General features: G+C 54.9%; 17 protein-coding genes. 15 read left to right on the top strand and 2 right to left on the bottom strand.

What is annotated here, in order from left to right:
* Nucleotides 1-70 precede the first annotated feature (70 nt).
* On the top strand, nt 71-1,711 hold the full coding sequence (gene flgK, locus PAGR_RS13620) for a flagellar hook-associated protein FlgK (protein ID WP_014593422.1): 1,641 nt from the start codon (nt 71-73) through the stop codon (nt 1,709-1,711).
* Nucleotides 1,712-1,725: 14 nt separating this feature from the next.
* Nucleotides 1,726-2,688 carry a flagellar hook-associated protein FlgL gene (gene flgL / locus PAGR_RS13615; protein ID WP_013025357.1) on the top strand — a complete coding sequence of 321 codons (963 nt, stop codon included), beginning with the start codon at nt 1,726-1,728 and terminating at the stop codon, nt 2,686-2,688.
* Between the two features lie 282 nt (nt 2,689-2,970).
* Here the strand turns inward: flgL and rne are convergent, their stop codons facing one another.
* Nucleotides 2,971-6,291 carry a ribonuclease E gene (gene rne / locus PAGR_RS13610; protein WP_014606132.1) on the bottom strand — a complete coding sequence of 1,107 codons (3,321 nt, stop codon included), beginning with the start codon at nt 6,289-6,291 and terminating at the stop codon, nt 2,971-2,973.
* Between the two features lie 571 nt (nt 6,292-6,862).
* On the opposite strand from rne, the gene rluC reads away from it, so the two are divergent.
* Nucleotides 6,863-7,819, top strand: a complete 957-nt coding sequence (rluC, locus tag PAGR_RS13605; protein ID WP_014606131.1) for a 23S rRNA pseudouridine(955/2504/2580) synthase RluC — start codon at nt 6,863-6,865, stop codon at nt 7,817-7,819.
* Nucleotides 7,820-7,830: 11 nt separating this feature from the next.
* Here the strand turns inward: rluC and PAGR_RS13600 are convergent, their stop codons facing one another.
* Nucleotides 7,831-8,418: a Maf family protein gene (locus tag PAGR_RS13600; RefSeq protein ID WP_013025360.1), complete on the bottom strand. Its 588-nt coding sequence runs from the start codon at nt 8,416-8,418 to the stop codon at nt 7,831-7,833.
* Nucleotides 8,419-8,558: 140 nt separating this feature from the next.
* Here PAGR_RS13600 and yceD point away from each other — a divergent pair, with 140 nt between their 5' ends.
* The 12 genes from yceD (at nt 8,559) to holB (ending at nt 18,261) form a co-directional block, all read left to right on the top strand.
* Nucleotides 8,559-9,080 (top strand): 23S rRNA accumulation protein YceD, encoded by a 522-nt coding sequence (gene yceD, locus PAGR_RS13595; protein WP_014593425.1) that lies wholly within the window; start codon nt 8,559-8,561, stop codon nt 9,078-9,080.
* A 14-nt stretch (nt 9,081-9,094) separates the two neighbouring features.
* Nucleotides 9,095-9,265 carry a 50S ribosomal protein L32 gene (gene rpmF, locus PAGR_RS13590; protein ID WP_013025362.1) on the top strand — a complete coding sequence of 57 codons (171 nt, stop codon included), beginning with the start codon at nt 9,095-9,097 and terminating at the stop codon, nt 9,263-9,265.
* Between the two features lie 25 nt (nt 9,266-9,290).
* Nucleotides 9,291-10,331: a phosphate acyltransferase PlsX gene (gene plsX / locus PAGR_RS13585; RefSeq protein ID WP_013025363.1), complete on the top strand. Its 1,041-nt coding sequence runs from the start codon at nt 9,291-9,293 to the stop codon at nt 10,329-10,331.
* Nucleotides 10,332-11,285 (top strand): beta-ketoacyl-ACP synthase III, encoded by a 954-nt coding sequence (locus tag PAGR_RS13580; RefSeq protein WP_014606130.1) that lies wholly within the window; start codon nt 10,332-10,334, stop codon nt 11,283-11,285. It abuts the gene before it with no gap.
* A gap of 16 nt (nt 11,286-11,301) precedes the next feature.
* The gene (fabD, locus tag PAGR_RS13575; RefSeq protein ID WP_014593427.1) at nt 11,302-12,234 is read left to right on the top strand and encodes an ACP S-malonyltransferase; all 933 of its coding nucleotides are present in this window, start codon (nt 11,302-11,304) and stop codon (nt 12,232-12,234) included.
* A 10-nt stretch (nt 12,235-12,244) separates the two neighbouring features.
* Nucleotides 12,245-12,979, top strand: coding sequence for a 3-oxoacyl-ACP reductase FabG (fabG, locus tag PAGR_RS13570; RefSeq protein ID WP_014593428.1), 735 nt, complete (start codon nt 12,245-12,247; stop codon nt 12,977-12,979).
* 153 nt (nt 12,980-13,132) lie between these two features.
* On the top strand, nt 13,133-13,369 hold the full coding sequence (gene acpP / locus PAGR_RS13565) for an acyl carrier protein (RefSeq protein ID WP_003849865.1): 237 nt from the start codon (nt 13,133-13,135) through the stop codon (nt 13,367-13,369).
* Between the two features lie 85 nt (nt 13,370-13,454).
* A complete protein-coding gene (gene fabF / locus PAGR_RS13560) occupies nt 13,455-14,696 on the top strand; it encodes a beta-ketoacyl-ACP synthase II (protein ID WP_014606129.1) in 1,242 nt (413 codons plus the stop codon).
* A 122-nt stretch (nt 14,697-14,818) separates the two neighbouring features.
* Entirely contained in the window at nt 14,819-15,634 is an 816-nt protein-coding gene (gene pabC / locus PAGR_RS13555; RefSeq protein ID WP_044042559.1) for an aminodeoxychorismate lyase, read from the top strand.
* Nucleotides 15,631-16,650 (top strand): cell division protein YceG, encoded by a 1,020-nt coding sequence (gene yceG / locus PAGR_RS13550; RefSeq protein ID WP_013025370.1) that lies wholly within the window; start codon nt 15,631-15,633, stop codon nt 16,648-16,650. The genes pabC and yceG overlap by 4 nt, the downstream gene beginning before the upstream one ends.
* On the top strand, nt 16,640-17,275 hold the full coding sequence (gene tmk / locus PAGR_RS13545; RefSeq protein ID WP_014593431.1) for a dTMP kinase: 636 nt from the start codon (nt 16,640-16,642) through the stop codon (nt 17,273-17,275). Before yceG ends, tmk begins: the two co-directional genes overlap by 11 nt.
* Entirely contained in the window at nt 17,272-18,261 is a 990-nt protein-coding gene (holB, locus tag PAGR_RS13540) for a DNA polymerase III subunit delta' (protein ID WP_014606127.1), read from the top strand. The genes tmk and holB overlap by 4 nt, the downstream gene beginning before the upstream one ends.
* Nucleotides 18,262-18,272 lie beyond the last annotated feature (11 nt).

Genomic DNA, 18,272 nt, shown 5'->3' with positions numbered 1-18,272 from the left:
CGCGCCAGCGCATGTTGGCGACCACACTGATGACAGCAACCCGGTTAACGGGGGAATGTAAGGAACCGAGATGTCCAGCATAATTAACTCCGCAATGAGCGGGCTCAGTGCCGCACAGGCCGCCTTAAGCACGACCAGTAACAATATCAGTAACTACACTGTCGCGGGTTACTCACGTCAGACCACCATTCTGGCCGAAGCAAACAGTACCCTGCAGGGGAAAAGCTATTACGGCAATGGCGTTAACGTCACTGGCGTTCAGCGTGAATATGATAGTTTTATCGCGGCTCAGCTGCGCGGTTCGTCAGCCACCTATAACGCAGCGAATACACAGTATTCGCAGGTATCGAACATTGACGATCTGATGTCGACCTCGACCACTAACCTGTCGACGGCGATTCAGGGCTTCTTCAGCAACATGCAGAACGTGGTCAGTAACGCCAACGATCCGGCGGCGCGTCAGTCGATGCTCAGCAACTCGCAGGGGTTGGTTAACCAGTTCCAGACCCAGGCGCAGTACCTGACCAACATGCAAAACAGCGTGAACACCAACATTGCCTCTGATGTTGATCAGATTAATACCTTCACCACGCAGATCTCGAATCTTAACCAGCAAATTGCCAAACTCAGCACGGCTAACGGTGCAACACCGAATGATTTGCTGGATCAGCGCGATCAGTTAGTCAACGGTCTGAATAATATCGTTGGTGTGACAGTGTCACAACAAGATGGAAGCTATACCGTTTCCATGGCTAACGGTCTTTCGCTGGTGAATGGTTTTCAGTCCACCAAACTGGTGGCTATGCCCTCCAGCAGTGACCTGACTCGCACCACAGTGGGTTATGTTGATCCACAAGCTGGCAACGTGCAGCTTCCCGAATCATCCATAACTACGGGTTCGCTGGGCGGTATGCTGAGCTTTCGTTCGCAGGATCTGGACCTGGCACAAAACCAACTGGGCCAGTTAGCGGCGGCCTTTACAACCAGTTTTAACGCCGTGCATAAGCAAGGCTTCGACAGCAACGGTAATCAGGGCGTCGACTTCTTTAATATCGGCACTCCTACGGCGCAGGGGGACAGCAAAAATACCTCTTCTGCCACCCTGACGGCCGCGTGGACTAACACCAGTGCCCTGCAGGCATCAAACTATACCGTCAGCTATGACGGGACAAACTGGTCAGCGACACGTTTGTCAGATAACAGCAAAACCACGCTTACACCCACGACCTCGGGCGGCGTTACGACGCTTAATCTGGATGGAATGAGCCTGACGGTCAACGGCACGCCAAACGCCAAAGACAGTTTCCTGGTGAAGCCGGTTCAGAACGTGGTTAACGGCATGTCGGTTGCTATTACCAGCGGATCGCAAATCGCCGCTGCGGCCGCGACCGGCGGTGAAAGTGATAACCGCAATGCGCAAAAGCTGCTGGCGTTGCAGGATGCCAAAATTGTTAACGGCAACGCGACGATTTCCCAGGCTTACGGCGCGATGGTGAGTACCGTTGGCAACAAAACTCAGGCACTCAAAACCGCCAGCACGACACAGCAGAACGTGGTGACGCAGCTAACCAACCGCCAGCAGTCTGTTTCTGGCGTGAACCTGGATGAAGAGTACGCGAACCTGACGAAATACCAACAATATTACATGGCGAATGCGCAGGTTTTAAAAACGGCCAGCACCGTTTTTGACGCCCTGCTTAGCATCAACTAAAAGCAGAGGACATCATGCGACTCAGTACAAATATGATTTTTGACCAGCAGGTTCGCGGCGTTAGCGATGCGCAATCCTCCTGGTTAAACGCGGGAAAACAGCTTTCCACCGGACTCAGAGTGTCTAATCCTTCAGACGACCCGATTGCCGCATCGCGTGCGGTCGTGCTGTCGCAAACGCAGGCGCAGGCAAGCCAGTATTCTGTTGCGCGTACCTTTGCCGACCAGGGATTATCGCTGGAAGAAAATACCCTTAACGGCGTCACGAACAGCATCATGAGCGCGCAGTCGATGATCGTGGCCGCGGCAAACGGTTCCTTAAGCGATGATGACCGCGCCTCCTATGCGACTCAGCTGGAAGGCGTGCGTGCGCAGTTACTGAACCAGGTCAACAGCAAAGACGCCAACGGTCGCTATATTTTCGCGGGTTACAAAACCGATAGCCCGCCGTTTGTGGACGGTGCGGGCGGAGTGACCTATCAGGGCGGAACCGACGCCATTACGCAAAAAGTGGACACTGACCGTACCATGACCATCGGTCATACTGGTAACAGCATCGTGATGTCTATCACCAGCAATGCGGTGAAAGAGCCTAACGGCGGTACCAGTGAAACGAACTTGTTTAACATGCTGGACAGCGCGATCAGTGCGCTGAAAGTGCCGCAAAACGGCGCGGACGATGCGACGAAAGCCACGTTTTCTGCGGCAATGGATAAAACCAGCCGTGGTTTGAGCAACTCGTTGAACAACGTGCTCAGCGTCCGTTCCGAGATCGGTACTCAGTTGAAAGAGTTAGATACGTTGAATGCGCAGGGGGACGATCGCAAGGTCATTTATGATTCCCAGATGAGCAGCCTGGTGGACGTTGATTACACCCAGGCGATCTCCAGCTACACCATGCAACAGCAGGCGCTGCAGGCTTCATACAAGACTTTTACCGATATGTCTCAGATGTCGCTGTTTCAGTTAAATTCATAAAAAATTTGGGCGTACTTTAACCGGGTGCGCTTAGTTTTTCCCACCGTCCTGATAAGGGACGGTGGGATTTTTTTTGCCTGCAGCCTGTGCGTTGCCACAAGGCCACTCTGAGAAGCATGCGTTAACGCGTGACTCGCGCGCGCGGTTTTATCCCTGTAACGCTGCCCTGTCTGAGAGCCGCATTCAGTTAAGGGCTGCGTATCCCCGAACCATCGCCTGTTACGCCGAGCATGCAATAAAAAACCCGGCCGGAGCCGGGTTCATGTGTGCTGCTAGCGCGCCTTACGGCTTGGTGGCAGGTGCAGTAGCCTGATGGGTGGCGCTGTGGCCGCCAGCAGAACCTCTGCCCTCAAATTTAAAGGCCGGACGTTGCCAGTCACTTTGACGGGCAGGCTCGGGTTGCCACACTGGCGCAGGCGCCTTGGTCATCGGTGCAGAAGCAAAGTGCTTCCAGCGCGTTTCGGCGTTGGCTTTTAATGCCTCAACAGGGATGTCGCGTGCGGCAACAGGTGCATGAGGTTCACTAACCGGCGTAATGGCTTCCTCAGCGGCAACAGGCGCGTGTAAAACCTCTTCCACCTGCGCTTCGGTCGCAGCGCTGACTTCAGTGCCCGCATGCTCATCCGCCGTTTCTTCAGGCGCGGATTCTGCGACAACCGGCACGTTCACCTCCGGCACGCTCACTTCCGGCGCTTCGACAGCGTCAGCAGGCTGAGCCTGTTGCGCGATCGCTTCAGCACCGGCTTCAGCGGCGGCTGGAATCACCGAAGGTTCATGATGAACCGGGGCTTCAATGGCCTGAGTATCGTCAGTATTCACCACGGTAACCGGGGCGTCAGCCTGCGGCTCTGCGATTTGTACTGGCGCAGCCTGTGAAGCCGGCGCTTCCTCAGTGGCGACAGGCAGGGCAACAGCAGGTGCAGTCTCTTCACGGCTGTAGTCCGGTGTCGATTGAGGCGCATCCTGAACGATTTGCTCTTCATTCGCTTGCGCGACCGGGTAGCGAATCCAGACTTTGCCGGACGCCATTTCAGGCGAAGCCGCAGCAGCGTCTAAAGGCATCGCGGACTGAGTCGGATAACGTTCATCACGGTAACGACGGCGACGCTGACCACTTACGCGCAGATGGCGAGGTGAACGGCGTGAACGACGTGGCATATTGGCATTATCGCGACCTTCGTTCTCCTCCGTCTCTTCAACCTGCGACGTTTCGACAACAGGCTGCACCTTTTGAACGTCAGCCGATTCGGCTGATTCAACGGCGGCGGCCTGCGGCTGGTCATTGTTATCACCAACGCGGACTTTCTGCGTCAGCTGGCGCGGTTTGCGACGTGGCATCACCTGAACGCGCTCGTCTTCCTGCGCATCCACAGCAGCAGGCGCGACCGCTTCGGCGGTTTGTTCCACCGCGCTGTTAGCGTCCTGCTGAGCACGTTTCTCTTCCTGACGACGACGCTGACGTTCAGCACGTTGTTCGCGGCGCTGTTGCTGCTGCTCATCACGCTGCTGGCGCGCTTCATCGCTCAGTACCGGACGATCGTCACGCACCTCATTAGGCTGGGCCTGACGCTTGTTACGACGATTGTCTTCACGCGGCTCGCGATTATCTCGAGACTCACCACGGTTATCACGGTTATCACGGTTATCACGGTTATCACGGTTATCACGAGCGTCACGGTTATCGCGAGATTCGCGCTGTTGTGCGTTATCACCGTTGCGCGGGGTACGTTCGCGACGGTTGTTGTTGCGACGATTATTACGACGATCGCCACGCGGGTTGCCGTTCTCGTCCTCGCTGGTTTTCTGCGGGGCCGTCACCTCGGCAACCGGCTCGACAGCCGCCGGAGCAGGTTCGCCAGCAAACAGTTTTTTCAATCCGCTCAGCAGACGGCTGACAAAACCTTCACTGGCCGGCGCGGCCGCTGGTGCGGGTTGCGTCACAGTCGCTGAAGGTGTGGCCACTTCCGGTGAGGCTTCGGCCGGTGCTGGCGGCGCATCGGGCATCACAAAGGCTGCGAGAGCAGGCTGCTCTGGACGGCGGCGCTCAGCATGCTCCTCTTCAGATGGCATCGCCATCTCGGCTTCATGCAGTTTCGGCAGGTGATAGCTCAGCGTTTGCGTTTCTTCGCCTTTGCGCACGCGCAGAACGGAGTAGTGCGGGGTTTCCATCCGGTCGTCCGGCACGATGACCGCACGTACGCCGCCCTGACGTTTCTCGATAGCATTTACCGCTTCACGTTTTTCATTCAGCAGGTAAGAGGCAACCGGGACCGGCACGATAGCATGCACTTCTTTGGTGTTGTCTTTCAGCGCTTCTTCTTCAATCAGGCGCAGAATGGACAGCGAGAGAGATTCGTTATCACGAATAGTGCCGGTGCCGCTACAACGTGGACACACATGGTGGCTGGACTCGCCCAGGGACGGGCTGAGGCGTTGGCGGGACATCTCCAGCAGGCCAAAACGTGAAATATGGCTGATTTGAATACGGGCGCGATCCTGACGGACGGCTTCACGTAGACGGTTTTCAACCGCGCGCTGGTGACGAACCGGTGTCATATCGATGAAGTCGATAACGATCAGGCCGCCCAGGTCGCGCAGACGCAGCTGGCGAGCAATTTCGTCGGCCGCTTCCAGGTTGGTATTAAAGGCGGTTTCTTCAATATCGCCACCGCGCGTGGCACGGGCGGAGTTGATATCGATGGCGGTAAGCGCTTCGGTACTGTCGATAACGATTGAGCCGCCTGACGGCAAGCGAACTTCACGCTGGAAAGCGGATTCGATTTGCGATTCGATTTGGTAATGGCTGAACAGCGGAATCTCACCGGTGTAGAGCTTAATTTTGCTGCTAAAGTCCGGACGGCCCAGCGCGGCGATATGCTGACGTGCCAGCTCCAGCACTTTAGGGTTATCGATAAGAATCTCACCGATATCCTGACGCAGATAATCGCGGAAGGCGCGCACGATCACGTTGCTTTCCTGATGGATCAGGAACGGGGCCGCGCGGCTGTCAGCCGCTTTTTTGATGGCTTCCCAATGCTTCAGACGGAAGCTAAGGTCCCACTGCAGCGATTCGGCTGATTTACCGACGCCCGCCGTGCGAACAATCAGCCCCATGCCATCGGGGAGTTCCAGCGCCGACAGCGCCTCTTTCAGTTCGGTACGGTCATCGCCTTCAATCCGACGTGAAATCCCACCCGCGCGCGGGTTATTTGGCATCAATACCAGATAGCTGCCTGCCAGAGAGATAAAGGTAGTGAGCGCAGCGCCTTTGTTGCCGCGTTCTTCTTTATCAATCTGAACAATGACTTCCTGACCTTCACGCAGCACGTCTTTAATGTTCGGACGACCGTGTGAGTTGTAATTAGCAGGGAAGTATTCGCGGGAAATTTCTTTCAGAGGGAGGAAACCGTGACGTTCTGCACCGTAATCGACGAAGGCCGCTTCAAGGCTGGGTTCGATACGGGTGATTTTACCTTTGTAGATATTGGCTTTTTTCTGTTCGTGTCCTGGGCTTTCGATATCCAGATCGTACAGACGTTGACCATCAACCAGGGCAACGCGCAACTCCTCCTGCTGAGTTGCGTTGATTAACATTCTTTTCATCGTAACGTACTCGTTATTCTTTCATGAGTGATTAAAGCTGCGGGCATAGTTACCCTGGACGAGTATCAACCGATGGCCCCGTGACTTAGTGCAATGTCGTCAACCTCACGGTTATCGACCGCGCGAGGGGCGCAAATAACGTCGGTGGCCTGTTTTTCATAAGGAACAACAGCACCAGATAGTGGAAATGCGAGAGATAATTCAGTAAACCCGTGCACTCCATCTCATGTCCAGGCCGCAACCCGCAGCCCGCTAAGTGTCTGATTTCGCATTACGTCTTACGCCATTGCTGCGTGTCTGCTCAATCCGACAAAATAACTAATTTCGTTTTTTTTCTTATCTGAATCTTCAGCTAAGAAACCCAAGCATTATTCCACTGCTAACCTTCATATAGCAAGGTGACTTTAACTCACTGATCAATTTTCTTTACATTTTAAGAACCCTACGACAAGAAGTGCACCCGCGCTGCTGAAAATCACAGCAATCACATTACGCTTCCTGACGAGACGCAAAGAGTTAAGCACAGAAAAAGGGGTGGCGCTATCAGGGGACACTATTTAGAATCGCCGCCATGAAAACAGAGAATCCAGGCGTACACTTTGTCGCCATCACGGCTGAAAATGCCGGACAACGCATTGACAACTTTTTGCGCACCCAGTTAAAGGGCGTGCCGAAAAGCATGATTTATCGCATCGTGCGTAAAGGCGAGGTGCGGGTTAACAAGAAACGCATCAAGCCAGAATATAAGCTGGAAGAGGGCGATGAGGTGCGTATCCCGCCCGTCCGGGTGGCCGAACGGGACGAAGAGGGCGTTTCGCCCAAGCTGGCCAAAGTGGCTTCTTTAGCCAATGCCATTCTCTTTGAAGACGATCACCTGCTGGTGCTGAATAAGCCGTCCGGTACAGCGGTACACGGTGGCAGCGGCCTGAGCTTTGGCGTGATAGAAGGCTTGCGCGCCCTGCGTCCTGAGGCTCGCTTCCTGGAGCTGGTGCACCGTCTGGATCGTGACACCTCTGGCGTCCTGCTGGTGGCCAAAAAGCGTTCAGCCTTGCGCTCGCTGCATGAACAACTGCGTGAGAAAGGCATGCAGAAAGACTATCTGGCGCTGGTTCAGGGTAACTGGCCATCGCATCTGAAAGTGGTTCAGGCACCATTGCTGAAAAACATTCTGCAAAGCGGTGAGCGCATGGTACGCGTGAGCAGCGACGGCAAGCCTTCAGAAACCCGGTTTAAAGTGGAAGAGCGCTTCGACTTCGCCACCCTTGTAAAAGCCAGCCCGGTTACCGGACGTACCCACCAGATTCGTGTGCATACGCTGCATGCCGGTCATCCTATTGCATTCGACGACCGCTACGGCGATCGCGCGTTTGACAGCCAGCTGTCCTCTACGGGGCTTAACCGCTTGTTCCTGCATGCGGCCGCGCTGACCTTTACGCATCCCAACACGGGTGAGACGCTCCGCATGGAAGCGCCACTGGATGACAAGTTGCAGCATTGCCTGACGATGCTGCGCCAGCAGAAAATCTGACGCGCCGGGCATCAATCCGACAGGGGGTTGATGCCTGCTTCTCGCAGCATATTGCTGAGCGCGATAAGCGGTAAACCGACCAGCGTATTCGGATCGCGTCCCTCAAGACGATCGAATAAACAAATCCCCAACCCTTCGCTTTTAAAGCTCCCTGCGCACTGCAGCGGTTGCTCTTTCTTTATATAGGCACGGATCTCGGCGTCGGTTAGCGTGCGGAAATGGACGCTAAACGGCTCACAGCATTGCATTAAGCGCTGGCTGGCAGGGTGGTATAGCGCCAGCCCGGTATAAAACGTTACGCGCTGGCCGCTGGCGGCCCGCAACTGTGCTTCCGCGTTTTCAACCGTATGGGGTTTCCCGGTTATCACGCCATTCAGCACGCAGACCTGGTCAGAACCAATAATCCAGTGGTCAGGATAACGTTGGGCCAGCGCCTGCGCCTTGGCGATGGCTAATCGGGTGACCAGCGCTTCCGCGCTTTCATGCGCTAACGGCGTTTCATCTGTCTGCGGCGAATCGACCGTGAAAGGCAGGCCCAGCCGCGCTAACAGTGCCTGACGAAAGGGCGACGTTGATGCTAAAAGAATCGATGCTGTCATTTTTTTTCAATATTGATAGCGAATTGGTGGCAGTCATTTTAAACTGTGCGCCGCACTGGATGCGAATAGTGGTTGAAAGATGCTGGTAAACGGCCTTTTTCTTTGACTCTATGTGATTACAAAGTTAATATGCGCGCCCTATGCAAAAGGTAAAATTACCCCTGACGCTGGACCCAGTCCGCACCGCTCAAAAACGCCTGGATTATCAAGGTGTTTATACCTCTCAACAGGTTGAGCGTGTTGCTGAGTCGGTCGTCAGTGTGGACAGTGATGTAGATTGTGTCATGTCGTTTGCGGTTGACAACCAGCGTCTGGCAGTACTGACGGGTACTGCTGATGTACAGGTTACGCTACGTTGTCAGCGCTGCAACCAGGTTTTTCCACATCATGTACACGTAAGCTATTGCTTCAGTCCTGTGTCGTCTGACGAGCAGGCCGAAGCGTTGCCGGAAGCGTACGAGCCGGTTGATGTCAACGAGTTTGGTGAGATTGACCTGCTGGCAGTTATCGAGGATGAAGTTATTCTCGCGCTGCCTGTGGTTCCGGTGCACGATTCTGAACACTGTGAAGTGTCCGAGGCGGACATGGTCTTTGGTCAGTTGCCTGCAGAGGCAGAAAAACCAAACCCATTTGCCGTATTAGCCAGTTTAAAGCGTAAGTAATAGGAGTAAGGTCCATGGCCGTACAACAGAATAAACCCACCCGTTCTAAGCGTGGTATGCGTCGTTCGCACGATGCGCTGACCACTGCCACTCTGTCAGTAGATAAAGTTTCTGGTGAAACTCATCTGCGTCACCACATCACTGCGGACGGTTACTACCGCGGTCGCAAGGTTATCGTTAAGTAAGTTCTTTGCTTAGCAAGGCGATACCTTGGCACGTTTGACCCTGGCTATCGATGCCATGGGCGGGGACTTCGGTCCCTGCGTGACGGTGCCTGCAGCATTGCAGGCACTGGCCTCTCATTCGGAAATTATCCTTCTTCTTGTCGGAGATCCCGACATTCTCACGCCATTGCTTGCCAAAGCGGATTCCTCCTTGCTGGAGCGACTGCAGGTTGTGCCTGCCGAATCAGTTATTGCAAGTGATGCGCGACCCGCACAAGCCATCCGTAACAGCCGCGGCAGTTCTATGCGAGTGGCGTTAGAGTTGGTTAAAGAAGGGCGGGCTCAGGCCTGCGTCAGCAGCGGCAACACGGGCGCGCTGATGGGGCTGGCGACATTATTACTGAAGCCGCTGGACGGGATTAAACGTCCGGCGCTTATGACCGTTTTACCCCATCAGCAGAAGGGAAAAACGGTCATTTTAGATTTAGGTGCCAATGTCGACTCAGACAGTGCGATGCTGGTGCAGTTTGCGGTAATGGGCTCAGTGATGGCGGAAGAAGTGTTGGGGATTGCGAATCCCCGTGTGGCACTTCTCAATATTGGTCATGAAGAGCATAAAGGGCTTGAAAGCATCCGCGATGCGGCGTTAAGTCTCAAGGCATTGCCGCAGATTAACTACATTGGTTACCTTGAAGGTAATGATTTACTGACTGGCAAAACGGATGTGCTGGTCTGTGATGGTTTCGCAGGAAACATCACTCTGAAGACAATGGAAGGCGTAGTAAGAATGTTTCTTTCTCTGTTCAAGTCATCAGAGGAAGGTAAGAAGCGGTCGTGGTGGCTGACGTTGCTGGGGCGCTGGATGAAAAAGCGTTTGGTCAGGCGCTTCGGGCATCTCAACCCCGACCAGTATAATGGCGCTTGTCTGTTAGGATTACGCGGGACAGTGATAAAGAGCCATGGTGCAGCAAATCAACATGCTTTTGCCGTGGCGATCAATCAGGCCGAGCAGACGGTGAGGCGGCAGGTGCCTGAACGCATTGCCGCCCGTCTGGACGCTGTATTAGCCAGGAGTGACAAAGCCTAGATGTTTACCAAAATTATCGGTACGGGCAGTTATTTGCCCAGCCAGATCCGCACCAATGCCGATCTGGAAAAAATGGTGGAGACTTCGGACGAGTGGATTGTTACCCGTACCGGCATTCGTGAGCGCCGTATTGCTGCGCCGGATGAGACTGTCGCAAGTATGGGACATCAGGCTGCACAATGTGCACTGGAAATGGCAGGCGTTGACGCCAATGATATCGGTCTGATCATCGTTGCGACCACCTCGTCCAGTCACGCCTTTCCAAGCTCTGCCTGCCTGATTCAGCAGATGCTTGACATCAAAGACTGTGCGGCGTTTGACCTCGCAGCAGCCTGTGCCGGCTTTACCTATGCGTTAAGCGTGGCCGATCAATATATTAAAAACGGTTCCGTTAAACATGCGTTAGTCATCGGTGCCGATGTCCTCGCGCGTACGCTCAATCCAGACGATCGTGGGACGATCATCCTGTTTGGTGATGGTGCCGGCGCTGTTGTGCTGGGCCAGAGCGAAGAGCAGGGGATCATTTCAACTCACCTGCACGCTGACGGTCGCTATGCGAAACTGTTGACGCTGCCGTATCAGGATCGCGAAAATCAGGATCAGCCCGCTTATTTGACAATGGCAGGCAATGAAGTCTTCAAAGTGGCGGTCACCGAGTTAGCCCATATTGTGGACGAAACCTTGCAGGCAAATAACATTGCGCGTGAAGAGCTGGACTGGCTGGTGCCGCATCAGGCTAACCTGCGTATTATCAGCGCCACGGCGAAAAAACTGGGTATGACCATGGAGAAAGTGGTCGTGACGCTGGATCGCCATGGAAATACCTCTGCCGCATCCGTGCCAAGTGCGCTGGATGAGGCGGTGCGCGATGGCCGCATCAAACCCGGACAACTTATTTTGCTGGAAGCCTTTGGTGGTGGATTCACCTGGGGTTCTGCGCTGGTTCGCTTTTGATTGACAGGAATTGAAAATGACGCAATTTGCTTTTGTTTTCCCAGGTCAGGGTTCACAGACTGTGGGCATGTTAGCGGATCTGGCCGCTGCTTATCCGGCGGTTGAAGCGACGTTTCGTGAAGCTTCTGATGTTCTCGGTTACGATCTTTGGCAGTTAGTCAGCCAGGGGCCGGCTGAAGAGCTGAATAAAACCTGGCAGACGCAGCCTGCTTTGCTGGCTGCCTCGGTAGCCATCTATCGTGTCTGGCAGCAGCAGGGCGGTCAACAACCCGCCCTGATGGCAGGTCACAGCCTGGGAGAATACTCCGCGCTGGTCTGCGCAGGTGTGCTGAATTTTGCGGACGCGATCAAGCTGGTTGAACTGCGCGGTAAGCTGATGCAGGAAGCCGTGCCTGAGGGCACGGGTGCGATGCAGGCAATTATCGGCCTTGATGACGCTGCGATTGCTAAAGCCTGTGAAGAAAGTGCGCAGGGCCAAGTGGTTTCGCCGGTTAACTTCAACTCGCCAGGCCAGGTGGTTATCGCCGGCAATAAAGAGGCGGTTGAACGTGCGGGTGCAGCCTGCAAAGCGGCAGGCGCAAAACGTGCGCTACCGCTGCCGGTAAGCGTCCCTTCACACTGCGCGCTGATGAAACCCGCTGCCGATAAGCTGGCATTAACACTGGAAAACATCACGTTCAATGCGCCAGCTGTGCCGGTCATTAACAACGTGGATGTCAAAGCCGAAACGGACGCCGACGCGATTCGACATGCGCTGATTCGTCAGCTTTACAGCCCGGTCCGCTGGACCGAGAGCGTTGAGGCTATGGCCGCGCAGGGCGTCACGCAACTTATTGAAATGGGACCGGGTAAAGTCCTTACCGGTCTGACAAAACGCATTGTAGACGGCCTGTCCGCAGCAGCGGTGAACGATACTGCGTCATTGACTGCGGCGCTTGCACAGGAATAAGAGGAAAATCATGAGCTTTGAAGGTAAAGTAGCGCTGGTAACTGGCGCAAGCCGCGGCATCGGCCGTGCGATTGCAGAAACCCTGGCCGCACGCGGTGCGAAAGTGGTAGGTACTGCAACCAGCCAAAGTGGCGCCGATGCTATCAGTGATTACCTTGGCGATAAAGGACAAGGTCTGCTGTTAAACGTGACGGATGCCGCTTCTGTAAACAGCGTTTTAGAGAAAATTCGCGCTGAATTTGGCGAAGTGGACATTTTAGTCAATAATGCAGGCATTACGCGTGATAATCTACTGATGCGTATGAAGGACGATGAGTGGCAGGATATCCTGGATACCAACCTCACATCGGTTTTCCGTCTTTCGAAGGCGGTGATGCGTGCCATGATGAAAAAGCGCATGGGTCGTATCATCACCATCGGTTCTGTTGTTGGAACCATGGGCAATGCGGGTCAGGCAAACTACGCTGCAGCAAAAGCAGGTTTGATTGGCTTTAGCAAATCACTGGCGCGCGAAATCGCGTCACGTGGCATTACCGTCAACGTCGTGGCTCCGGGCTTCATAGAGACTGACATGACGCGGGCACTGAACGAAGATCAACGTTCCGGTATTCTGGCGGAGGTCCCAGCGGGTCGTTTAGGCGAAGCGCAGGAAATTGCTAATGCCGTTGCATTCTTAGCCTCTGACGAAGCAGCCTACATCACGGGTGAGACGCTGCACGTCAATGGCGGCATGTATATGGTCTGATAATCACGAAATCATTTGCATTATTTGCGGATAAAACCGCACAATAGCGTAAAATCGTGGTTCGACCAGCCGGGATTTTGTTGCATCTTTTTCAACATTTTATACACTACGAAAACCATCGCGAAAGCGAGTTTTGATAGGAAATTAAATAGTATGAGCGATATCGAACAACGCGTTAAGAAAATCATCAGTGAGCAGCTGGGTGTGAAAGAGGAAGAAGTGACCAACTCTGCATCTTTCGTAGAAGACCTGGGTGCCGATTCTCTTGATACCGTTGAGCTGGTAATGGCTCTGGAAGAAGAGTTTGATACTGAAATTCCAGACGAAGAAGCTGAGAAAATCACTACCGTTCAGGCAGCGATCGACTATATCAATAGCCATAAAGGCTAATGAATATCTTCAGGCGGTCATATGACCGCCTGAGTTTTATGTTTGCCCCACAATAGTCATTTTTATCCCTCCCTGGAGGACGAACGTGTCTAAGCGTCGTGTAGTTGTGACTGGTCTTGGCATGTTGTCTCCTGTCGGCAATACCGTAGAGTCTACCTGGAGTGCTCTCCTTGCCGGTCAGAGCGGCATTAACCTGATCGACCATTTTGATACCAGCGCCTATGCAACACGTTTTGCAGGTCTGGTAAGAGATTTTAATTGCGATGACTTTATCTCTCGTAAAGATCAACGCAAGATGGATGACTTCATTCAGTACGGCATCGTGGCAGGCATTCAGGCCATGCAGGACAGCGGTCTGGTTGTGACCGACGAAAATGCAGGCCGGGTTGGCGCAGCAATTGGTTCGGGCATCGGGGGCTTGGGTCTTATTGAAGACAACCATACCTCTCTGGTGAACGGTGGCCCGCGTAAAATTAGCCCATTCTTTGTGCCTTCCACAATCGTCAATATGGTGGCGGGGCATCTCACCATCATGTATGGCCTGAAAGGCCCCAGCATCTCCATTGCGACCGCCTGTACGTCTGGCGTGCACAATATCGGTCATGCTGCACGTATCATCGCCTATAACGATGCCGACGTGATGCTGGCGGGCGGTGCGGAAAAAGCCAGTACGCCACTTGGCGTTGGCGGATTCGGCGCGGCACGTGCGCTGTCGACGCGTAACGAAACCCCCCAGGCGGCAAGCCGTCCATGGGATAAAGACCGAGATGGATTTGTACTGGGCGACGGCGCTGGCATTATCGTACTGGAAGAGTATGAGCATGCTAAGAAACGTGGCGCAAAAATCTATGCGGAAATTGTGGGCTTTGGGATGAGCAGCGATGCTTATCACATGACCTCACCGCCGGAAGACGGTTCAGGTGCAGCCGCTGCGATGATCAACGCGCTGCGTGATGCGCAGATGACGCCAGATAAGATTGGTTACGTCAATGCACACGGTACCTCAACCCCAGCCGGCGATAAAGCGGAAGCCCAGGCGGTGAAATCCGTTTTTGGTGCAGCAGCCAGTACGGTAATGGTCAGCTCCACCAAATCCATGACCGGCCATCTGTTGGGTGCGGCGGGCGCGGTTGAATCGATCTATTCGATTCTGGCCCTGCGCGACCAGGCGATTCCACCGACGCTGAACCTGGATAATCCTGATGAAGGTTGCGATCTTGATTTCGTTCCGCACACCGCTCGTCAGGTTTCGGGGCTGGAATACACGCTGTGTAACTCCTTCGGCTTCGGCGGTACCAACGGCTCGCTGATTTTCCGTAAAATCTAAACATTCCGTTTATGATTGCTGTAAAGGCCCGCAATGCGGGCCTTTTTTCTATCCAGCGGCGCGAAGAAACCGATAAAATCATGGCCATCGTCGAGCAACGTTCTGATACCGGAGAAACGGCAATGTGGATAAACGGCACTGAGCAATCCCAGCTGGCGGCCACCGATCGTGCCGTACAGTTTGGCGATGGCTGCTTTACGACCGCCGCGATCGGCAACGGCAAAATCCTGCTGTTTGACAGGCACATGCAGCGATTGCAGCAAAGCTGTGAACGGCTGTGGCTGAATGGCGTTGACTGGCCCGCGCTGGCGCAGGAGATGCAACACGCGGCCAGCGGACATGACAGGGCAGTGCTTAAAGTCATCATCAGCGCGGGCAGCGGCGGGCGGGGCTACAGCCGCAGCGGTTGTAGCGGCACCACACGAATCGTTTCGGTATCCCCCTGGCCTGCGCATTATGCGGCGCTACAGCAAACCGGCGTCAGGCTGGCCGTGAGCCCGGTCCGCCTGGCGCGCCAGCCTCAGTTTGCCGGCCTTAAGCACCTGAACCGGCTGGAACAGGTGATGATTCGTGCCCACCTTGAGCAGACCGACGCCGATGAGGCGCTGGTGCTTGACACTGACGGTTGGGTGGTGGAATGCTGTGCGGCCAATTTATTCTGGCGAAGCGGCGGCACGGTTTTTACCCCGGCGCTGGATCAGGCGGGCGTTGACGGCATTATGCGGCGCAGTCTGATAGCGGAAATGCGCGCCGCAGGTCAGATTTGTCAGGTGGTTCAGGCGGGACTGGCGCAACTCCAGGCAGCCGATGAGATTGTGGTATGCAACGCGCTGATGCCCGTATTACCCGTTCGACAACTTGATGCGCTATCGTTTGAACAGCGCACCTTGTTTAACCACCTACAGGCGAGCTGTAGAAAGATAATGGAAGCATCATGAGCCGAATCAAAAAAATAGGGGTGAGCGTTGTGGTCATCCTGCTCATCGCGGCAGCCGTGAGTTACTGGCAGGTTAAACAACTTGCAGCAACCCGGTTGACCCTTTCCCAGGAAACGATCTACACGCTGCCGGCAGGAACCGGTCGCGTTGCACTGGAAGCGCAGTTGGAAAGTCAAAAGATTATCCCTCACAGCATCTGGTTTGGCGCATTGCTTAAACTGGAGCCTGAGCTGGCCAAATTCAAAGCCGGAACCTATCGCCTTGAACCGACAATGACGGTCCGCAGTTTGCTGGAATTGCTCGCCAGCGGCAAAGAGGCACAATTCCCGCTGCGGTTTGTGGAAGGACAACGCCTGCAAGAGTGGCTTAGCGAATTACGTAAAGCGCCCTACGTGAAACATACGCTGCCGGATGACAGCTATGCGACCGTCGCCAGCACGCTGAAGCTGGACGAAAAGGCGCTGGAAGGCAGTTTCTTTCCGGATACTTATCTGTACACCGCAAACACCACCGATGTCGCGTTGCTGGAACGCGCGCATCAGCGGATGAAAAAGACCATCGATGAAGTCTGGCAGGGCAGGATGGATAACCTGCCCTATAAAGATCCGCAGGAAATGGTCACGATGGCGTCGATCATCGAAAAAGAAACCGGTGTGAGTGAAGAGCGGGCTAAGGTGGCTTCCGTGTTTATTAATCGCCTGCGCGTGGGGATGCGTCTGCAAACCGATCCTACCGTGATCTACGGCATGGGTAACGCCTATACTGGCACGCTGACGCGTAAAGATCTGGAAACGCCGTCGCCGTATAATACCTATATCATCAGCGGCCTGCCGCCGGGGCCAATTGCGATGCCGAGCAAAGCCTCACTGATTGCGGCCGCGCATCCGGAAAAAACCGACTATCTCTACTTCGTGGCGGATGGCAAAGGTGGACATACCTTCACCACCAATCTTGCCAGCCACAACAAGGCCGTGCAGGCTTACCGGCTGGTGTTAAAGGAAAAAAATGGACAGTAAGTTTATTGTTATTGAAGGCCTGGAAGGCGCAGGAAAAACCACGGCGCGCGATGCGGTCGTTGCAACACTGCGGGCCAGTGGAATCGACGATATTGTCTTTACCCGCGAACCCGGCGGCACACCGCTGGCTGAGCAGCTCCGCGTGCTGGTCAAGCAGGGCATTGAGGGCGAGCAGGTAACCGATAAAGCGGAACTGTTAATGCTGTATGCCGCGCGCGTCCAACTGGTGGAAACGGTGATCAAGCCTGCGCTGGCGCGGGGGGCCTGGGTGATAGGCGATCGTCACGATCTCTCCTCCCAGGCATATCAGGGCGGCGGTCGCGGGCTGGACGCCGAACTGATGCGCACCTTACGGGATACGGTACTGGGCGACTTTCGTCCTGACCTGACGCTGTACCTCGATGTTACGCCTGAAACCGGGTTACAGCGTGCCCGCGCCCGCGGAGAATTAGACCGCATTGAGCAGGAGTCGCTGCGCTTTTTTGAACGCACGCGTGAGCGATATCTGGCGCTGGCTGCCGCCGATGACAGTATCCTGACGATAGATGCCACTCAGCCGCTTGAGCAGGTTACAAGCGCGCTGCACGCCACCCTGACGGCCTGGCTGGCGGAACAGCGCGCATGAACTGGTATCCCTGGCTCAATCAACCTTACCGCCAGGTGATTGGTCAGCATCAGGATGGCCGTGCCCATCATGCGTTGTTGATCACCTCTCTTGACGGCATGGGCGATGATGCGCTGGTGTGGGGGATCAGCCGCTGGCTGATGTGCCTGCAACGCGACGGATTAAAAAGCTGTGGTCACTGCCATGGCTGCCAGCTGATGCAGGCAAATACGCACCCTGACTGGTACCGGCTTGAAGCTGAAAAAGGCAAAACGACGCTGGGCATTGATGCCGTGCGTCAGGTCACGGAAAAAATGTATCACTATGCGCAGCAGGGCGGTGCCAAGGTGGTCTGGCTGCCAGATGCGGCTCAGCTCAGCGAGGCGGCGGCTAATGCCTTACTGAAAACGCTGGAAGAGCCGCCAGCCAACAGTTGGTTCTTTTTAAGCTGTCGCGAGCCCTCACGCCTGCTGGCAACGCTGCGCAGTCGCTGCATGGTGCTGACGTTACCTCCACCAGATGAAAATCACAGTCTGGCCTGGCTGAGAAAGCAGGGGCAACATGATGAGGCCCCGCTACTGGCCGCGCTGCGGCTCAGTGCAGGTGCGCCCGGTGCGGCGCTGACGCTGTTGGATGATTGCCTGTGGCAGGCCCGGCAAAAACTGTGCGATTCCCTGCCGGGTGCGTTGCAACAGGACATTCTGCAACTCCTGCCCGTGCTGAACGCAGATAACAGCGCGGCACGGATTGGCTGGCTGTTATCATTCATACTGGATGCGATGAAATGGCAGCAGGGCGCAACCCAGTGGCTGACTAACGTCGATCGTCAGGACGTGGTCGCCATGCTGGCGCAGCACTTCTCGCAAACGGCACTCAATAACAGCGCTCAAGACTGGATGCGCTGCCGTGAATCGTTATTACAGGTTGCGGCAGTGAATCGTGAACTCCTCCTGACTGACAGATTACTGAGTTGGGCAGATAACCTGAAGCCCAGGTTACCCGGCTAAATGACTGAGAA

Source organism: Pantoea ananatis PA13 (genome assembly GCF_000233595.1).
GTDB classification, from domain to species: domain Bacteria; phylum Pseudomonadota; class Gammaproteobacteria; order Enterobacterales; family Enterobacteriaceae; genus Pantoea; species Pantoea ananatis.
This window is presented reverse-complemented; position numbering and strand designations above follow the sequence as displayed.

Coding starts and splice junctions, on each gene's coding strand:
- flgK (WP_014593422.1), top strand. CDS start 71: ATGTCCAGCATAATTAACTCCGCAATGAGCGGGCTCAGTGCCGCACAG.
- flgL (WP_013025357.1), top strand. CDS start 1,726: ATGCGACTCAGTACAAATATGATTTTTGACCAGCAGGTTCGCGGCGTT.
- rne (WP_014606132.1), bottom strand. CDS start 6,291: ATGAAAAGAATGTTAATCAACGCAACTCAGCAGGAGGAGTTGCGCGTT.
- rluC (WP_014606131.1), top strand. CDS start 6,863: ATGAAAACAGAGAATCCAGGCGTACACTTTGTCGCCATCACGGCTGAA.
- PAGR_RS13600 (WP_013025360.1), bottom strand. CDS start 8,418: ATGACAGCATCGATTCTTTTAGCATCAACGTCGCCCTTTCGTCAGGCA.
- yceD (WP_014593425.1), top strand. CDS start 8,559: ATGCAAAAGGTAAAATTACCCCTGACGCTGGACCCAGTCCGCACCGCT.
- rpmF (WP_013025362.1), top strand. CDS start 9,095: ATGGCCGTACAACAGAATAAACCCACCCGTTCTAAGCGTGGTATGCGT.
- PAGR_RS13580 (WP_014606130.1), top strand. CDS start 10,332: ATGTTTACCAAAATTATCGGTACGGGCAGTTATTTGCCCAGCCAGATC.
- fabD (WP_014593427.1), top strand. CDS start 11,302: ATGACGCAATTTGCTTTTGTTTTCCCAGGTCAGGGTTCACAGACTGTG.
- fabG (WP_014593428.1), top strand. CDS start 12,245: ATGAGCTTTGAAGGTAAAGTAGCGCTGGTAACTGGCGCAAGCCGCGGC.
- acpP (WP_003849865.1), top strand. CDS start 13,133: ATGAGCGATATCGAACAACGCGTTAAGAAAATCATCAGTGAGCAGCTG.
- pabC (WP_044042559.1), top strand. CDS start 14,819: ATGTGGATAAACGGCACTGAGCAATCCCAGCTGGCGGCCACCGATCGT.
- yceG (WP_013025370.1), top strand. CDS start 15,631: ATGAGCCGAATCAAAAAAATAGGGGTGAGCGTTGTGGTCATCCTGCTC.
- tmk (WP_014593431.1), top strand. CDS start 16,640: ATGGACAGTAAGTTTATTGTTATTGAAGGCCTGGAAGGCGCAGGAAAA.
- holB (WP_014606127.1), top strand. CDS start 17,272: ATGAACTGGTATCCCTGGCTCAATCAACCTTACCGCCAGGTGATTGGT.